15 protein-coding genes are annotated in these 16,542 nt (G+C 32.7%); 11 read left to right on the forward strand and 4 right to left on the reverse strand.

Annotated features, from left to right (window positions below; all coding sequences use genetic code 11):
* Position 1 precedes the first annotated feature (1 nt).
* Both SCB73_RS06840 and rnr read right to left on the reverse strand, forming a co-directional pair.
* Positions 2–670 carry a head GIN domain-containing protein gene (locus SCB73_RS06840; protein WP_320569327.1) on the reverse strand — a complete coding sequence of 223 codons (669 nt, stop codon included), beginning with the start codon at positions 668–670 and terminating at the stop codon, positions 2–4.
* 23 nt (positions 671–693) lie between these two features.
* On the reverse strand, positions 694–2,874 hold the full coding sequence (gene rnr / locus SCB73_RS06845; protein WP_320569328.1) for a ribonuclease R: 2,181 nt from the start codon (positions 2,872–2,874) through the stop codon (positions 694–696).
* Between the two features lie 110 nt (positions 2,875–2,984).
* On the opposite strand from rnr, the gene SCB73_RS06850 reads away from it, so the two are divergent.
* Both SCB73_RS06850 and rpiB read left to right on the forward strand, forming a co-directional pair.
* Entirely contained in the window at positions 2,985–3,218 is a 234-nt protein-coding gene (locus SCB73_RS06850) for a putative signal transducing protein (protein ID WP_320569329.1), read from the forward strand.
* Between the two features lie 804 nt (positions 3,219–4,022).
* The gene (gene rpiB, locus SCB73_RS06855) at positions 4,023–4,454 is read left to right on the forward strand and encodes a ribose 5-phosphate isomerase B (RefSeq protein ID WP_320569330.1); all 432 of its coding nucleotides are present in this window, start codon (positions 4,023–4,025) and stop codon (positions 4,452–4,454) included.
* Between the two features lie 140 nt (positions 4,455–4,594).
* On the opposite strand, the gene SCB73_RS06860 is transcribed toward rpiB, so the two are convergent.
* Positions 4,595–4,864 carry a DUF1294 domain-containing protein gene (locus SCB73_RS06860; protein WP_320569331.1) on the reverse strand — a complete coding sequence of 90 codons (270 nt, stop codon included), beginning with the start codon at positions 4,862–4,864 and terminating at the stop codon, positions 4,595–4,597.
* A gap of 115 nt (positions 4,865–4,979) precedes the next feature.
* On the opposite strand from SCB73_RS06860, the gene SCB73_RS06865 reads away from it, so the two are divergent.
* Complete coding sequence (locus SCB73_RS06865; RefSeq protein WP_320569332.1) at positions 4,980–7,103, forward strand: Tex family protein; 2,124 nt, start codon at positions 4,980–4,982, stop codon at positions 7,101–7,103.
* A 96-nt stretch (positions 7,104–7,199) separates the two neighbouring features.
* On the opposite strand, the gene SCB73_RS06870 is transcribed toward SCB73_RS06865, so the two are convergent.
* Positions 7,200–7,376: a Sec-independent protein translocase subunit TatA/TatB gene (locus SCB73_RS06870; protein WP_035646675.1), complete on the reverse strand. Its 177-nt coding sequence runs from the start codon at positions 7,374–7,376 to the stop codon at positions 7,200–7,202.
* Between the two features lie 210 nt (positions 7,377–7,586).
* On the opposite strand from SCB73_RS06870, the gene SCB73_RS06875 reads away from it, so the two are divergent.
* The 8 genes from SCB73_RS06875 (at position 7,587) to SCB73_RS06910 (ending at position 16,414) form a co-directional block, all read left to right on the forward strand.
* Complete coding sequence (locus SCB73_RS06875) at positions 7,587–8,087, forward strand: peptidase (protein WP_320569333.1); 501 nt, start codon at positions 7,587–7,589, stop codon at positions 8,085–8,087.
* Positions 8,088–8,098: 11 nt separating this feature from the next.
* Positions 8,099–9,595 (forward strand): GH3 auxin-responsive promoter family protein, encoded by a 1,497-nt coding sequence (locus SCB73_RS06880; protein ID WP_320569334.1) that lies wholly within the window; start codon positions 8,099–8,101, stop codon positions 9,593–9,595.
* 70 nt (positions 9,596–9,665) lie between these two features.
* Complete coding sequence (locus SCB73_RS06885) at positions 9,666–10,259, forward strand: transposase (RefSeq protein WP_320569335.1); 594 nt, start codon at positions 9,666–9,668, stop codon at positions 10,257–10,259.
* A 76-nt stretch (positions 10,260–10,335) separates the two neighbouring features.
* Entirely contained in the window at positions 10,336–12,015 is a 1,680-nt protein-coding gene (locus tag SCB73_RS06890) for a DUF6909 family protein (protein WP_320569336.1), read from the forward strand.
* Between the two features lie 7 nt (positions 12,016–12,022).
* Positions 12,023–12,997, forward strand: a complete 975-nt coding sequence (locus SCB73_RS06895) for a hypothetical protein (protein ID WP_320569337.1) — start codon at positions 12,023–12,025, stop codon at positions 12,995–12,997.
* A gap of 2 nt (positions 12,998–12,999) precedes the next feature.
* Positions 13,000–14,304, forward strand: coding sequence for an oligosaccharide flippase family protein (locus tag SCB73_RS06900; RefSeq protein ID WP_320569338.1), 1,305 nt, complete (start codon positions 13,000–13,002; stop codon positions 14,302–14,304).
* Between the two features lie 11 nt (positions 14,305–14,315).
* The gene (locus tag SCB73_RS06905; RefSeq protein ID WP_320569339.1) at positions 14,316–15,335 is read left to right on the forward strand and encodes a glycosyltransferase family 2 protein; all 1,020 of its coding nucleotides are present in this window, start codon (positions 14,316–14,318) and stop codon (positions 15,333–15,335) included.
* Positions 15,336–15,349: 14 nt separating this feature from the next.
* Positions 15,350–16,414 (forward strand): hypothetical protein, encoded by a 1,065-nt coding sequence (locus tag SCB73_RS06910; protein WP_320569340.1) that lies wholly within the window; start codon positions 15,350–15,352, stop codon positions 16,412–16,414.
* Positions 16,415–16,542 lie beyond the last annotated feature (128 nt).

The raw sequence follows: 16,542 nt of genomic DNA on the forward strand, positions 1-16,542 counted from the left end.
GTTATTTTACTTCTTCGATTTTACCGCCAAAAACTGTTTTTTGGTTAATTTGTTTTGGTTTTCCATAAATGTAAATAGAGCCTCCTGCGCTCACTTTTGCATCAACAAGGGTTGAAGCATTAACATCGGCTTTTCCACCCGCAGAAACGCTTACAGTGGTCTGAGAAGTCTCTAATTTACTTGCCAGCAAATAACCACCAGCTCCTAGACTTGCATCTTGATTTGCAGCTTTGCCCGTTAATGTGATTGAACCTCCTGATACTGAACTTACTTTGAGTTTATCAACATCTAAATCAACATTTATAACGCCACCTTCTTGTGCACTTACTTTGAAAGAAGTTGCCTTGATAGCTTCATTGCTCGTTACTGTTGCTCCTTCATTTACATCTATAAGTTCTATATGTTTGTAATATAAAGTAATACTCAAATCATTTCCTGATAAAAGTTTTGGAAAAGGCATTCTCAATTTCAAAATACCATTTTTATTAACAACTTCAACTTCTGCTTCTCTAGCGCCTTTTATCACAATTCTATTCTCAGATGCTTGAACTACTTTCACGCTTAATTTATCGAAAACCTTAACGGTATCAAAATCTCCCAACTCTTTGGTAACCTGACCAAAAGATAATTGTGCAAATAAAATTACCGCTCCTATGATTAACTTTTTCATACCTTTATTTTTTTAATTAATACTTATTCTGCTCTTCTCAAAAAATGAAAATCAAGTTGTTTTTTCACTAAATCGGCATTTTTTACTTTAACATAAATCTCGTCTCCTAACTGCAATAAACGGTTTGAAGTTGCTCCAACTAAAGCATATTGTCTTTCGTCAAAAGTATAGTAATCTTCTTTTATTTCTCTGATTCTTACCATTCCTTCGCACTTGTTAGAAACGATTTCAACATAAATTCCCCATTCGGTAACACCAGAAATAACGCCAAGGAATTCTTCATCCTGATGATCCTGCATATATTTAACCTGCATATACTTAATACTGTCGCGCTCTGCATTTGTTGCCAAATTTTCCATATTTGAACAATGCAGACATTTAGTTTCATAGGTTTCTTCATCTACAGAAGCTCCTCCATCTAAATAATATTGCAACAAACGATGTACCATTACGTCTGGATAACGACGAATTGGCGATGTAAAATGGCTATAATAATCAAAAGCTAAACCGTAGTGACCAATATTATCTGTCGAATATTTGGCTTTGCTCATACTTCTAATAGCAAGAGTATCAATAAGATTTTGTTCTTTCTTACCATTCACTTCTTCCATCAAAGCGTTGATTGATTTTGCTATATCATCTTTTGTTCTAAAATCAATTTTGTAACCAAATTTAGCAATTACAGTTTGCATTGCAATTAATTTATCTTCATTTGGTTCGTCGTGAATACGATAAACAAAGGTTTTCTTTTGTTTTCCAATGTATTCTGCCACTTTTCTGTTAGCCAAAAGCATAAATTCTTCAATCAAATGATTGGCATCTTTTGATATTTTAAAATATACTCCTTCTGGTTCTCCTTCTTCACTAAGATTAAATTTCACTTCTACTTTATCAAAAGAAATAGCGCCTTGTTGCATTCTTTTCTTTCTTAAAATCTTCGCTAATTCATCTAGTTTTAAAGTCGCTTCTCTAATTTCATCTGAAACAACATAAGATTCTCCAGTAATTGAAACATCAATCGGAATCGTATTTTCTTTTGTTTCAATGATATGCTGAGCCTCTTCGTAAGCAAAACGCTGGTCAGAATAAATTACAGTTCTTCCAAACCATTGATTAATGACTTGAGCTGATGGAGAAACTTCAAATATTGCTGAAAAAGTATATTTTTCCTCATTCGGACGAAGCGAACAAGCAAAATTAGACAATACTTCAGGAAGCATTGGCACTACTCTATCGACCAAATAAACTGAAGTAGCTCTTTGATACGCTTCATCATCTAGGATAGTTCCCTCTTCCAAATAATACGAAACGTCTGCAATATGAATTCCGATTTCGAAGTTTCCGTTTTCTAACTTTTTGAAAGACAAGGCATCATCAAAATCTTTTGCATCTTTTGGATCTATCGTAAATGTCAGCGTATCACGCATATCACGACGTTTTGCAATCTCAGATTCCTGAATCGAAGTATCTAGTTTTTGTGCAAAAACTTCTACTTCTACAGGAAAATCTGCTGGCAAACCGTATTCAGCCAAAATAGCATGAATTTCAGTATTATGTTCTCCAGGTTTTCCTAAAACACGAATTACAGATCCAAACGGACTATCGGCTCTTTTTGGCCAATCTTCAATCTTAACCAACACAACGTCACCGTTTTCTGCTTCACCAATTTTATCTTTAGGGATAAAAATATCGGTATACATTTTAGGATTTGCAGTAGAAACAAAAGCAAAATTTGGCTGCATATCAATTACACCTACAAATTCTGTTTTATCTCTTTCTATAACTTCAATTACTTCACCTTCAGGTCTTTTTCCTTTTCTTCTGTTATAAACGTAAACTTTTACTTTGTCTTTATCTAAAGCACGATTCAAATTATTGGTTGGAATAAAAACATCTTCAGCAAAATCAGGACAAATAAAATATGCCGTTTTTCTGCTCGTCATATCTATTGTTCCTTCGTAGTAATCCTGGCTTTCAGCTTTGACTAAATATTTACCAGGTTCTGTTTCTATAATCTTCTTTTGAGAAGCTAGAATTTTTAAATCTTTAATAATCTGATTTCTACTTTTTGTATCATCAAGTTCTAGCTTTGCCGCTATTTGTTTATAATTGAATGTTTTATTAGCACTTTGCGATAAAATTTTTACTATCTTACTAGAGAAATCTTTCTCTTTTTTTATCGGCTTTCTAATTTTCTTACTCATATATCTTTTCTTATAAGGTTTAAAATTACAAATAAGATATCAGAATATAGATTTTAACAATTAGAATTATTAAAAATATAACTTTTCGTACATTTACAAAAAGACCTAATATGGAAAGCTTTAAGACCATCGCGGTATTCAATTATCTACACGAAACCGTAATACTCAAACACTTACTGGAGCAGGAAGAAATTCCCTATTTTTTCGAAAACGAAATCACACTTTCCGTAGCACCCATGTATTCAGCTGCGCTCGGTGGCATTCGCTTGAAAGTCCATCCCAACGATTTCGAACAAGTTCAAGAAATCTTGGACAATCTCAACAATCCGCTTAAAATCGTCTGAAACAAATTTCAAAATTCAATTTCAAATCAGAATAAATTCAATTCAAAAAATAAAATTTTTCCTTTTCAACTTTTTTAGTTTTCAACATATATTAAATACAACAAAAAAGATTTTTAAAAATTTAAAAAAAATTTATGGTTATTATAGCTTGTTAATATGTCGAATAATTTTTTTTTTGAAGTCATTGAAATCTCGTTTTACTTATTTATTCTGAGTTATCAACATAGTTATTTTTGGTTAAATGATTAATTTATAAGACTTTTTGTATTTTAATTAACAACGGTTGACAACCAAAATTGAATTGATTTTGTAGATAAGTTGATATGTTGATTACTGTTGAAAATGGTATTTTTGATATTGATAACTTTTCCAAAAATTCACGAAACTTTTCTTGCATATTTAATTTCACTTTTGGATTATGAAATTTTTCAAAACAACCAAAAAAAACTTCTAATTTTCTTTTCGAACTTATTAACATTTTCTGTTAACTTAAAGTTAATTGAATATCAAGCAATTACAAACTCCTATTAACACATCAAAATTTTAACAAATATTCTGTTTATTTTTCATTGATTGTTAGATAGTTATAGAGTTATCAAAATTGTTAATAACTGATAAGATTTTGAAAATAAGATAGTTGTAAAAAGAAGGTTTTGTGCCACCAATTATGCGAATGTACATGAATTAATATGAGAATGTTTATATCATATAGAAAAAGAAAAAAATTTGTGAAAATTGGTGCAATTCGTGGCAACCATTTATTAATTAAGTAAATTTGCATAACACAACTAAATAGTAAGAAAAATGAAAATTTCGATAGGAAACGACCACGCAGGACCAGAATACAAAAAAGCAATTGTTGAAATGCTGAAATCAAGAGGATATGAAGTAACGAATTACGGTACAGATACTGATGCTTCTGTAGATTATCCAGATTTTGGGCATCCAGTTGCCAATGATGTATCTGAAGGAAAAGCTGATTTTGGAATCGTAATCTGCGGAAGCGGTAACGGAATTGCGATGACAGTTAATAAACACCCGAAAGTGAGAGCTGGCTTATGCTGGACCAAAGAAATCGCATATTTGACGCGTTTGCACAATGATGCCAATATTGTGAGTATTCCAGCAAGGTTTACCTCTATTCATCAAGCTGTTGAAATCGTTGAAACTTTCCTTGATACAGCTTTCGAAGGCGGAAGACATCAAAATAGAGTGAACAAAATTGCTTGCGCATAAAAAGTCAAAAAAAAAATTCGGTGCTTCGCACCTATTCATAAACAAACCGGGCCGATTTTTAATTTGCCCGGTTTTTATTTTAAGTATTTATTATCCAGTATTTTAGGTTGTATTTTTTGAGTTATCAACAATGTTAATATCTACTTTTTATAATTAAAATAAGCAATTATTAGTGCAATCTGAATGGCTAAAATCACAGCAAACTTTACAGTAAAAGAAGTTTTACTCGTTTTATGTCTGAAGATTAACATCGCTGTTAATAAACCTGGAGTTCCTCCGATGAATTGCAGAAAGAATAGCGTATTTTCAGGGATTCTTCGTTTATTTTTTCTGGCTTTATATTTATCATATCCGGCAAGAATAAAAACGATTACATTTATAAATAAAAAATAGAGTAAAAAAATTTCCATTGGCATAAAATTAAAAACAAAGATATTATTTTAGCCGAATCATAGATGAATTTGCTTTTTAATTTTAACAAGTAAATTATATCAGTTTATAATTAAGAATTATTTCATTAAAAGTATGACTAATATTCAATTCATTGCCAAGTCTGTTCAGGCGCCTGCAGTAAGTATTCAGAACACAGTTAAATTATTAGAAGAAGACTGTACAATTCCGTTTATTTCGCGATATAGAAAAGACGCAACCGGAAATCTTGATGAAACTGTAATTGAACAGATTGCAAAGCTTCAAAAAGATTATGATACACTTATAAAACGTAAAGAAGCCGTTTTAAAATCTATTGAAGAGCAAAAAGCGCTTACGCCAGATTTGAAGAAAAAAATTGAAGACAGTTTTGATTTACAAGAAATCGAAGATTTTTACCTTCCATATAAAAAGAAGAAAAAAACAAAAGCCGATGTCGCGCGCGAATTTGGTCTTGAACCTTTGGCAAAACTGATTATATCTGAAAGTGATGCTGATATCGATTTTATTTCGACTCAGTATATTAATGAAAATGTTATCAATGAAGAAGCAGCCATTCAAGGTGCAAGAGATATTGTAGCCGAATGGATCAACGAAAATATTTATGTACGCAAACAGCTTCGTAGATTATTTCAGCGAAAAGCGACCATTGCTACAAAAGTAGTTAAAAAGAAAGCCGAAGAAGAAGGAGCACAGAAATTCAGCCAGTATTTTGATTGGGAAGAACCTTTGACAAAAGCACCAGCGCATCGTTTATTAGCAATGCTTCGTGCAGAAAATGAAGGTTTTATCAAAATGAAAATTGATGTTGATATCGACGATGCATACGATGTTATTGACGAAATCATCATTAAAAAACAAAATAATACAACAGCACATTTACAGCTGGCAATTGAAGATAGTTATAAACGTTTATTGAATCCAGCAATTGGAAATGAAACGTTGCAGGAAGCAAAAGCTAAGGCAGATGCCAATTCTATTCAGGTTTTTGCTAATAATTTAGGACAGTTATTATTGGCTCCGCCGTTGGGAGAAAAACGTATTTTGGCAATCGATCCTGGATTTAGAAGTGGTTGCAAAGTAGTTTGTTTGGACGAAAAAGGCGATTTATTATATAACGAAACCATTTATCCGCACGCGCCTCAAAACGAGGAATCAATGGCGATTAAGAAAATCCGTTCGATGGTAAACGCGTATCAGATTGATGCGATTTCTATCGGGAACGGAACAGCTTCACGTGAAACCGAATTTTTTATCAAAAAAATCGCTTTCGATAAACCAGTTCAGGTTTTTGTAGTTTCTGAGGCAGGAGCTTCGGTATATTCGGCTTCAAAAATTGCTAGAGAAGAATTCCCAAATTATGATGTAACGGTTCGTGGTTCGGTTTCTATCGGGCGACGACTTTCAGATCCGTTGGCTGAATTGGTAAAAATAGATCCAAAAGCAATTGGAGTAGGACAATATCAACACGATGTTGACCAAACTAAATTAAAAGAAGAGTTAGATAGTACAGTTATTCGCTGCGTAAACTCGGTTGGAATCAATATCAACACAGCGAGTAAACATTTATTAAGCTATGTGAGTGGAATCGGGGAGAAGCTTGCCGAAAACATTGTACAATATCGTTCTGAAAACGGTCCTTTTGAAGACAGAAAACAACTTAAAAAAGTGCCACGTTTAGGAGACAAAGCCTATCAGCAAGGAGCAGCGTTTATCAGAATTACAAATGCTAAAAATCCGCTGGATAATTCGGCGGTCCATCCAGAGGCTTATCCGGTTGTGGAAAAGATGGCGAAAGATTTGAATATTTCTTTGAATGAATTAATTGCAAATAAAGAGAAAACAGCGCTTATTAAGCCTGAAAAGTATGTTACGCCTGAAATTGGTTTACTAACGCTGAAAGACATCATAAAAGAGCTTGAAAAGCCTGGATTAGACCCTAGAAAGTCGGCTAAGGTTTTTGAATTTGATGCAAACGTAAAATCGATCAAAGATTTGAAAACGGGAATGATCTTACCAGGAATTGTGAATAACATCACCAACTTCGGCTGTTTTGTTGACATCGGAATCAAAGAAAGCGGATTAGTGCATATTTCGCAGTTAAAAGCGGGTTTTGTCAGCGACGTAAACGAAGTGGTGAAACTGCATCAGCATGTTGAGGTTAAAGTTACTGAAGTTGATGAGGATAGAAAGAGAATTCAGTTGACTATGGTTTTGTAAAAATTCCAAAAATAAAATTCCAAATTCCAATTGGAAAAAACAAAAAAATCCCAGACTACAATATGTAATCTGGGATTTTTAATACGTTCGAATTTATTATTTTGTTTCTTCTTCTTTTTTAGAAGCAGCAGGTTGATCGTCTTTAGCAGCGTTTTTAAATTCCTTAATTCCACTTCCTAAACCTTTCATTAATTCTGGAATTTTTTTACCTCCAAAAAGTAATATCACAATACCTACGATAACAAGGATTTCTGTAAGACCTAATCTTCCCATGACTATTATATTTAATGCCGAAGCAAATTTGATTTATATTTTCACCGCAAAGGTATATAGAATATACGTACAACAAGAAATTTTGGATTAAAATATTTCATTTATACTGCGTTAAATATTTTATAAAATAATAAAATTGTATTATTTGCCGTTTTTTCATCAATAATAACAAGATGATTAATCACTATATTTGCTAGTAGAAACAACAAAATGGCTAAAAAAAATAAAAATTTCAGAAAAAAATTATTCATCAAAAACCGATTGGTAATTTTGAACGAAAATACTTTTGAAGAAATTTTTTCATTGAGGCTGACTTTGATGAATGTTTTTGTAATGTTTACTTTAGGTGGTATATTTTTGATTTTAGTTACTACATTTATCATTGCTTTTACACCGCTTCGCGAATTTATTCCCGGCTATTCGTCTTCACAATTAAAGCGAAATGCAACGGAATTGGCCATAAAATCAGATTCGCTCGAGAAAGTTTTAAAACGAAATGAAGCTTATTTAAAAGGAGTTCAAAAGGTTTTGAAAGGAGAATTGGAGTATGCAAAATTCAATAAAGATTCGATTATTGCCGAAAATGAGGAACACTCAAATGTAAATATGAAGGCAACAGAAGAAGAAATCAAGCTTAGGGAAAATGTTGCAAAAATGGAGAAGGAGCAAAGCGAAAGCAAAAAAAATAATAAGAAAAGCGACAAAAAATAATACCACAAAAAATGTCAATTAAGTCAATTGCTGCAAAGATATTTGCCCGAAAAATATACAATCAAACTCGAGCTTGGTCTAATAAACCTGTTGAAACACAGCAACAAGTTTTCAAAAGTTTGATTCAAAACGCAAAAGAAACCGAGTTTGGAAAAGATCATAATTTTGCTTCAATAAAAACAATTGAAGATTTTCAGAAAAATGTCCCAATTCGGGATTATGAGGATTTGAAAAGTTATGTTGAAAAAGTCAAATTAGGCGAAGCAAATATTCTTTGGAAAGGAAAACCAATTTATTTTGCTAAAACTTCAGGAACGACTTCCGGAGCAAAATATATTCCGCTTACAAAAGAATCTATGCCTTTTCATGTCGAAGCGGCGCGCAATGCGATTTTGCATTATATCAACGAAACCGGAAATGTTAGTTTTGTTGACGGAAAAATGATTTTTCTTCAAGGAAGTCCAATTTTGACAGAAAAACATGGAATTAAATTCGGAAGACTTTCTGGAATCGTCGCACATTTTGTTCCGAAATATTTGCAAAAAAACCGAATGCCATCGTGGCAAACCAATTGTATTGATGATTGGGAAACGAAAGTAAATGCGATTGTCGACGAAACTATAAAAGAAGATATGTCGGTAATTTCAGGGATTCCGTCTTGGGTTCAAATGTATTTTGAGCGTTTACAGCAAAAAAGCGGTGGAAAAAAGATCAGCGAAATCTTCAAAAATTTCAATTTGTTTATTTACGGAGGTGTTAATTATGAGCCGTATCGCGCGAAATTTGAACAAATGATTGGCAAAAAAATAGACAGTATTGAATTATTTCCAGCATCAGAAGGTTTTTTTGCGTATCAAGATTCTCAAAAAGAAAAAGGAATGTTGTTGCTTTTAAATTCGGGAATTTTCTACGAATTCATTAAAGCCGATGAATTTTTTACTGATTCCGATGGTTCGGGACCAAAACGTTATACAATTGGCGAAGTAGAATTGGGTGTAAATTATGCCCTTATCGTTTCTACAAATGCCGGACTTTGGGGTTATAATATTGGTGATACTGTTCAGTTTACGTCTTTGGCTCCATATCGTGTTATAGTTTCAGGGCGTATCAAACATTATATTTCGGCTTTTGGTGAACACGTTATTGCAAACGAAGTCGAAAATGCAATGAAAGAAGCTACAGCAGGAAGTAACATCGTTATAAACGAATTCACCGTTGCACCGCAAATCACGCCATCAAGCGGATTGCCGTATCACGAATGGCTGATTGAATTTGAAAAAGAACCAGAGAATATGCAGGCTTTCGCCGAAGCAATCGATGATTCAATGCGAAAACAAAACATTTATTATGACGATTTAATTACCGGAAATGTTTTGCAAAAGGTAGTTATTACAAAAGTTTCCAAAAACGGTTTCCAAGAATACATGAAATCGCAAGGAAAATTAGGCGGACAAAATAAAATTCCGAGATTGTCCAATGATAGAAAAATTGCGGATAACTTAAATTAGGAAAATATTTATATTTGCAAGTTAGTGCTTTTTTTTTAGTGAATAAAAAAGATAGAAGCATTAAGTCATTATGAATAAAGATAAATTTCAAAATAAATATCGTATTTCTTCAATAAGAGCGCAATGGTGGGATTATGGCTGGAACGGAGCCTATTTTATAACAATTTGTACACAAGACAGAGAACATTATTTTGGAGAAATTCAAAATGATAAAATGGTTTTGTCAGGGGCAGGAATTATTGCTGATTTATTGTGGTATCAAATTCCAATGCATCATAAAAACGTTGAATTGGGTGATTTTGTGGTCATGCCAAATCATATTCATGGAATTTTGATTATTGATAAACAATCGGATAATATAGATAAATTAAATAATACGAATAACGGGGATAACGTTGAGACAGGGCATGCCCTGTCTCAACACGCCCTGTCTCCACGGTTTCAAAACATTGGAAAAAACACCATTTCGTCAATTGTTGGATCCTATAAATCTGCTGTAACCAAACATGCCAATAGATTAGGATATCCACATAAATGGCAAAAATTATTTTACGATAATATCATTAGAAGCAATAATGATTATCAAAGAATTTCTGATTATATTGTTTCAAATCCGGAAAATTGGACGAAGGATAAATTTAAAACAGAAAATAAATCGAAATGATTAAAAAAAAATGATATTGCAGATACAAGGCATGCCTTGTATTTGTTTACATTTGAGTTTATAAATATAGAATAGAATGAAAGAAACCAAACATATATCAAGATCAAGAGCGCAGGAATCATCTGCAGCTATCGAAAAAATGTACATTACAATGCGCCATTTATTCAACCGTGGTTTTTACAAACCAATGGGAGTTTCTGGCGATAGTTTAAGAGAATCATTATTAGCATTGCGTCCGGAAATCTACGGAAATATTGCCGAAGAAAAAGTAGAACTAAACGGACTTTTGTACGTTATTGAACGACTTCCGATAGGAATCGAACAATGTCGTTTTATCAATTTGACTTCAGATGAAGGCTATTCAAAATCGCATTTTCAGCCGATTGTTCCGCCAAAAAGAAGAAGAAATTGCTATAGAATAGACGAAGAACAAATGAATGTCGAAATCACGCGCGGACGCTCGGATATTTACGATATTCTGACACATTTAACTTTCATTTTCATTGAATCGCATAAAATCAAAAATCGTGTTTTAATTGATGACGGTGGCGAAGTTTCTCGTGATTGGTTGAAATTGGAACAAGCGGTAATGCAAACTAAAAAGCTGACGCAGATTGAGAAAGAAAAAGCAATTTCGCACGTTGCCAATATTTTGGCCAGAACGTTTGAAGAAGTTTTGGATATTTACGACGCTTTTGGTTCAGAAAATGCGCCAGATCGTTTCTTGCATGTCATTTATTGGTTAGGAAAATTAGCAATCGAAGAAATTGTTGAAAACAATAAACGTACCATTACTTTTAGTCCGGTTTTGCGCGAGCGTTTAGGACACCATATTCACGGAGAAATCTGGGCAACAAACATAAAGGAAGTTTTAAAAGCGAATGATCTTTTAAAGCGCCCTATTCACGTTATTAGTGCAAATATGCATAGCGTGATGAATTCGATTTTTGCAACTCCGTTATTGACATCAAAATACAAAGGCAAAAACGATTTCCATATTTACGAAGAATTAAGCGGTTCAGGTTCAAAAGAAATAAGAGGACAAGTTGAAGAATTGGCTTTGAAAAACGGGATGATTTCGCTGCCAGATTGTTCAGGAACAAATATCGATGTTCAGATTTTTGATACAGCAAAAATTGATTGGTCAAAAACAGCATTTTCAAATGCAAATGTTGGTGAAGAAAAGCCAGTAATTATCGTAATGGATTATGCGTTTGGAGAACAGGCGTATGAAACCATCGATGAGCTTTTGAAACCATTCAAAAAAGAAACTTTGCTGAATGTAAAATCGGTTTCGATTATGGGTAAAGCCGGAATTCTAGAAGGCGGAAAAGGTGATATCATGATCCCAACGGCGCACATCAACGAAGGAACTGCTGATAATTATTTCTTCGAAAATGAATTAACCGGCGATATGTTTAGAGGAAATGATATTGATGTTTATGAAGGTGCAATGGTTACCGTTTTAGGAACTTCTTTGCAAAACAGAGATTTGCTGAAATTTTTCCACGAATCGACTTGGGGCGTAATTGGTCTGGAAATGGAAGGATCGTATTACCAAAAAGCAATTCAGTCGGCATCAAAAATTCGAAAAAGTGTGCCACACGATATCAAAGTGCGTTACGCGTATTATGCCTCTGATAATCCTCTTGAAACCGGAAGTACATTGGCTTCGGGCGGACTTGGAACAACCGGCGTAAAACCAACTTATTTGATTACCATTAAAATTTTGGAACAAATTTTCAACGTAAAATAAAGCATAAATGAGTACAAAAGTACCCCAAAATCAGGATCAGGAAATCGACATTTTTCAGCTCTCAAAAAGTATTGGAAGTTTTTTTGATCGTTTGAACAGATCGATTTTTAGAGCTATTCAGTTTTTTATCCGAAACTGGATTACGGTCTTGATTTTGTTTGTACTTGGAGTTGCGCTTGGATTTTATTTGGATTCAAATAAAAAATCTTTTAAAAACCAGATTGTTGTAACGCCAAATTTTGAAAGCGCTGATTATTTATACGCCAAAATCGATTTGATTCAAGCAAAAATTGCCGCCGGAGATGTTGATTTTTTAAGTACTGTTTTTGGTAGTTCAGACCGAATAAAATATATTGAAATCAAACCTGTTCCAGACGTTTATAAATTTATTGAAGACAAAGAACAAAACTTTGAACTGATTAAATTAATGGCCGAAACAGGCGAAATAAAAAAGGTTCTTGAAGATAACGTTACCAGCAAAAATTACACTTTTCACACGATTACTTTTATTTCAAACAATGAAGTAAGCGAAAAAGAGGTGGTTGAACCGTTATTAAAATACCTGAACAATTCAGCATATTATGATGTGGCTCAAAAAATTGGCTACAAAAATCTGGAACGTGAAATCGCTCAAAACGATACCATTATTTCACAAATTGATCAAGTTTTAAAAGGTCTTTCGAGCACTGCAAAAAATGATAAAGTAGTTTATTACAATGAAAATCTGCAACTGAATGACATTTTAAAAACGAAACAAAAACTGATTTTAGAACAAGGAAAAAACAAAATCAAATTAATAAGTTTTGATAAAACGATTAAAGAAATCAATTCGACGCTTAACATAAATGAAAATAAAGTTGTGAACGGAAACTTTAAAATTTGGTTGCCATTATTCTTTATTTTTCTTTTTGTGCTGATTAGTATGTTTTTGAGATTTTACCGTAAACAGCTTGCTCTTGCAAAGGCAGATCAAATTCAATAAAATTGAAAGCTAATTCACTTTTTGAAAGATTTTCAAAGAATAAGTTTTTAAGGCAAAGCTTTGGCACTTTATCGTTGCGAGTTTTTGGTGCACTGCTTTTATTTGGATTTACAGTTTTCCTGACCAAAACCTATAGCCCAAAATTTGTTGGACAGTATGATTTTGTACGTTCTTTTCTGTTATCCATTGGGAGTATGTGTTTGCTTGGTTTTGATCAGTCAATTATATATTTTAAAGGAAAATTAGCAAGTCAAAATGCGCTGGAAGAACTAAAAAATATATACATAAAAATGGTTCTGATGCTTTTTGGAACTTCATTGTTGGTATTACTTATAATTACTATTATCAGCAAAGAAACAATCAACAATTATTTTTCAGATTCGGCCGTATATTCGATTCTTTTAAAAGGAACGTTGGCCTTATTTTTCTCTGGATTGTCAATTTTGAACACCGAAGTTTTCAGAGCATTAGACAAATTATATGTTGCCGAATTATTCCGAAATATTATTAAATATGTTCCATTAATTATTGGTTCCATTATTTTGTTTTATTGGCATAAACAAGAATATTTAGTTGATATTTTTCTGTTGGGTTTTGTTTTTCTTTCCGTTTTGAGTTCCATTTTTGTTTTAGTTTATTTTCGAAAAAAGACAACTTTAGAAGTGACTGAAAAAACTTCACACAAGGAAATATTTTTAAAATCATATCCAATTGCGATCAGTGCAATGGCAATGTTTTTATTAATGTGTTTTGATATTATGTTTTTGAAGAAATACCGAAACGACGAAACAGTTGCTTTTTATTCGGTCGGTGTTAAGATTATGACGATTATTTCGATTATAATCGTGAGTATAAATATTACGGTTTCGGCTAAAATTGCTGAATTATTTGCGAGTCATAAAATTACAGAATTAACGGAAGTGTCAAGAAAAAGTGCTCGTTTGATTTTCGCAATAACATTGCCGGTTATTGTGCTAATTAGTTGTTTTTCGAAATCAATTTTGGCCATTTTTGGGCATCAATATGTTGTGGCGCAGCAGGCATTTTTAATTTTGATTATTGGTCAGGGAATTTGTTCTGCATTTGGTACAGCTTCGGTTTATTTGAATATGACGGGAAGACAGCACGTTTTTCAGGTTATTTTGATTTTGGCGGTTGCAGTCAATTTCACTTTAAACCGATTTTTAATTCCGATTTACGGAATGACTGGCGGTGCAATTGCATTTGTTTCAAGTTCTTTTTTCTGGAATCTTGTTGTCGCCATCGTTATTTATCGAAAGGATAAAATAAAAGTGTTTTTGCATTAAAATATTGTGCTATGAACATGGAGAAAGAGGCTTTGCTTTTTAGCATTATTATTCCGATTTACAACGTTGAGGTTTATTTGCCACAATGTTTGGATAGTATTTTGTGCCAAAGTTTTTCTGACTATGAACTTATTTTAGTCAATGACGGATCTACCGATTCTTCTCTTGAAATTTGTCAGCAATACCAGGAAAAATTTTCTCAAATAATCCTAATCGAAAAAGAAAATGGCGGTTTGTCTGATGCCAGAAATACGGGATTAAAAGCAGCAAAAGGCGATTATATTATTTTTACCGATAGTGATGATTATTGGCAAGGAAAACAGGTTTTGGAAGATTTGAGCAAAATAATTTCCAAAACAAATCCAGATATAATCATTCACGAAGAAAGCCGTTTTTTTTCAGAAAACGATATGAATTGCAAATACAATCAGCGATTTATAAAAACCAAAAACGGCAAATTTGAAGACGAAATTATAAATTTGGTTTATCATGATTTATACGTCGCCTCGGCTTGGGACAAAGTGATCAAGCGATCGATTTTGATTGATAATCAATTGTTTTTTCCTGTCGGAAGAAAATCAGAAGATATTGAATGGTGTGGCAAATTGATGCATTATTTGGAGACTTTCAGTATTTATTCGAAATCATTTTACGTATATCGTCAGGCACGTCAAGGTTCAATTACAACAACGGTCAGTGCCAAACATATTCAGGATGTGTATGAAATGGTGAAAAACGGTTTGGATTCGGAAAAATCAATTTCTGAAATTTTAAATAAAGCGATCGAAAATTATTGGGCCTGCAATTATGTGGTAATTCTAAAAGATTTTTATGTTTTGTCGCCGGAAACACAAAAGCAGATATGGGATGATTTAATTTCCTGGAAATATCTTCTTAAAAAAGGGCGAAATATAAAAGTAGATAAAGTGATGAAATTCTATAAATTTCTATCCTTTAAAACCTTGATTTTCTTTTTGAATGGTTACCGATTAAAAAGAAGTCTGAATAAAAAACGAAGAGCTTCAAAATAGATTACAATAGAAAAATGCAATTATTAATCAAAAAAAGTACAGCAGCATTTTTGCTTATCGCTTCAGCTAATTTAGTTGTGGCATTTCTGGCTTATTTTGTTTTGCCTCCAAAATTTTTCTACGATACCGCAATCATTATTTACGACAAATACAATGAAATTGGATATCTAGGAAGTTATCCGCTTACGATTTTGTTTTATAAAATTATAGGTTTCAGGCATCTTCCTTTTCCAATAATTGCATTGATTCAATTTCCAATTTTAATGTATATTTTATATAAAATTGGTATTCCCGATAATTTTGAAAAACTGAATGTTAAAAACATTTTAGTGTATTTGGGCATTTTTATGATTGCAATTTTCATCTCGATGCCGTCGAAAGAATTTATTACGTATCTGTTTATAGCGACCATCGTTTTATTGTGCCGAAATGAGCAATTTTCGTTGCAAAAAACAATTTTGATTATCTCAATACTTTTAATTGTTTTCGGAGCTTTATACCGCCCTTATTTTGCTTTGATTCCCGTTGTTGGTGGCGGAATGTATTTGGTGAGTTTCATCAATTTTAAGAATAAAACAGTCAGTACGATTTTCTACGGACTGTTGATTGCTGTTTTTTTGTCGCTGAGTTATGGCGTTTTAAAAGGAAAACATTTTTCTGAAATTAGCAGGGAAGTGGTAAACAGCACCAGAATGACTTCTGCAGATGCCAATTCAATGATTACTTCGCCAGTAAAAACAGATACTTGGTACGGAGAAGCAATTGGGATTTTTTATGGATTTTTCACTGTAAATTTGCCATTAAATGGTTTAAAATACGTTCTTTCGCCTCAAATAATCATTTTTATAATTTGGCAACTTTTATTGTTTTATATTTTATTAGTTCGATTTTCTAAATGTTTAAAAGAAAGAAAAACCTATCGTTATGAACTTTTGATCATGTTCATTTTATTTTCATTTTTTATTCTTCAAGGCGTATTCGAACCCGATTTAGGTTCGGCAATCCGACATAAAATTGGGATTTTTCCTTTAATTTATTTTGCACTTTACTATGACCATTTCCGAAAAGAATTTCAATAAAATATTCCACCTATTCTTATGTATAATGGCGGTTGCAATGATTTTCAGGAAACCGTGCTCATTGCTCATTACTTTATTTGCGGCGTTTAGTTTAATATTTGCCAAGAAATTGAAATATTCTAAAAAAC

Source organism: Flavobacterium sp. KACC 22761, from assembly GCF_034058155.1.
Classification (GTDB): Bacteria; Bacteroidota; Bacteroidia; order Flavobacteriales; family Flavobacteriaceae; genus Flavobacterium.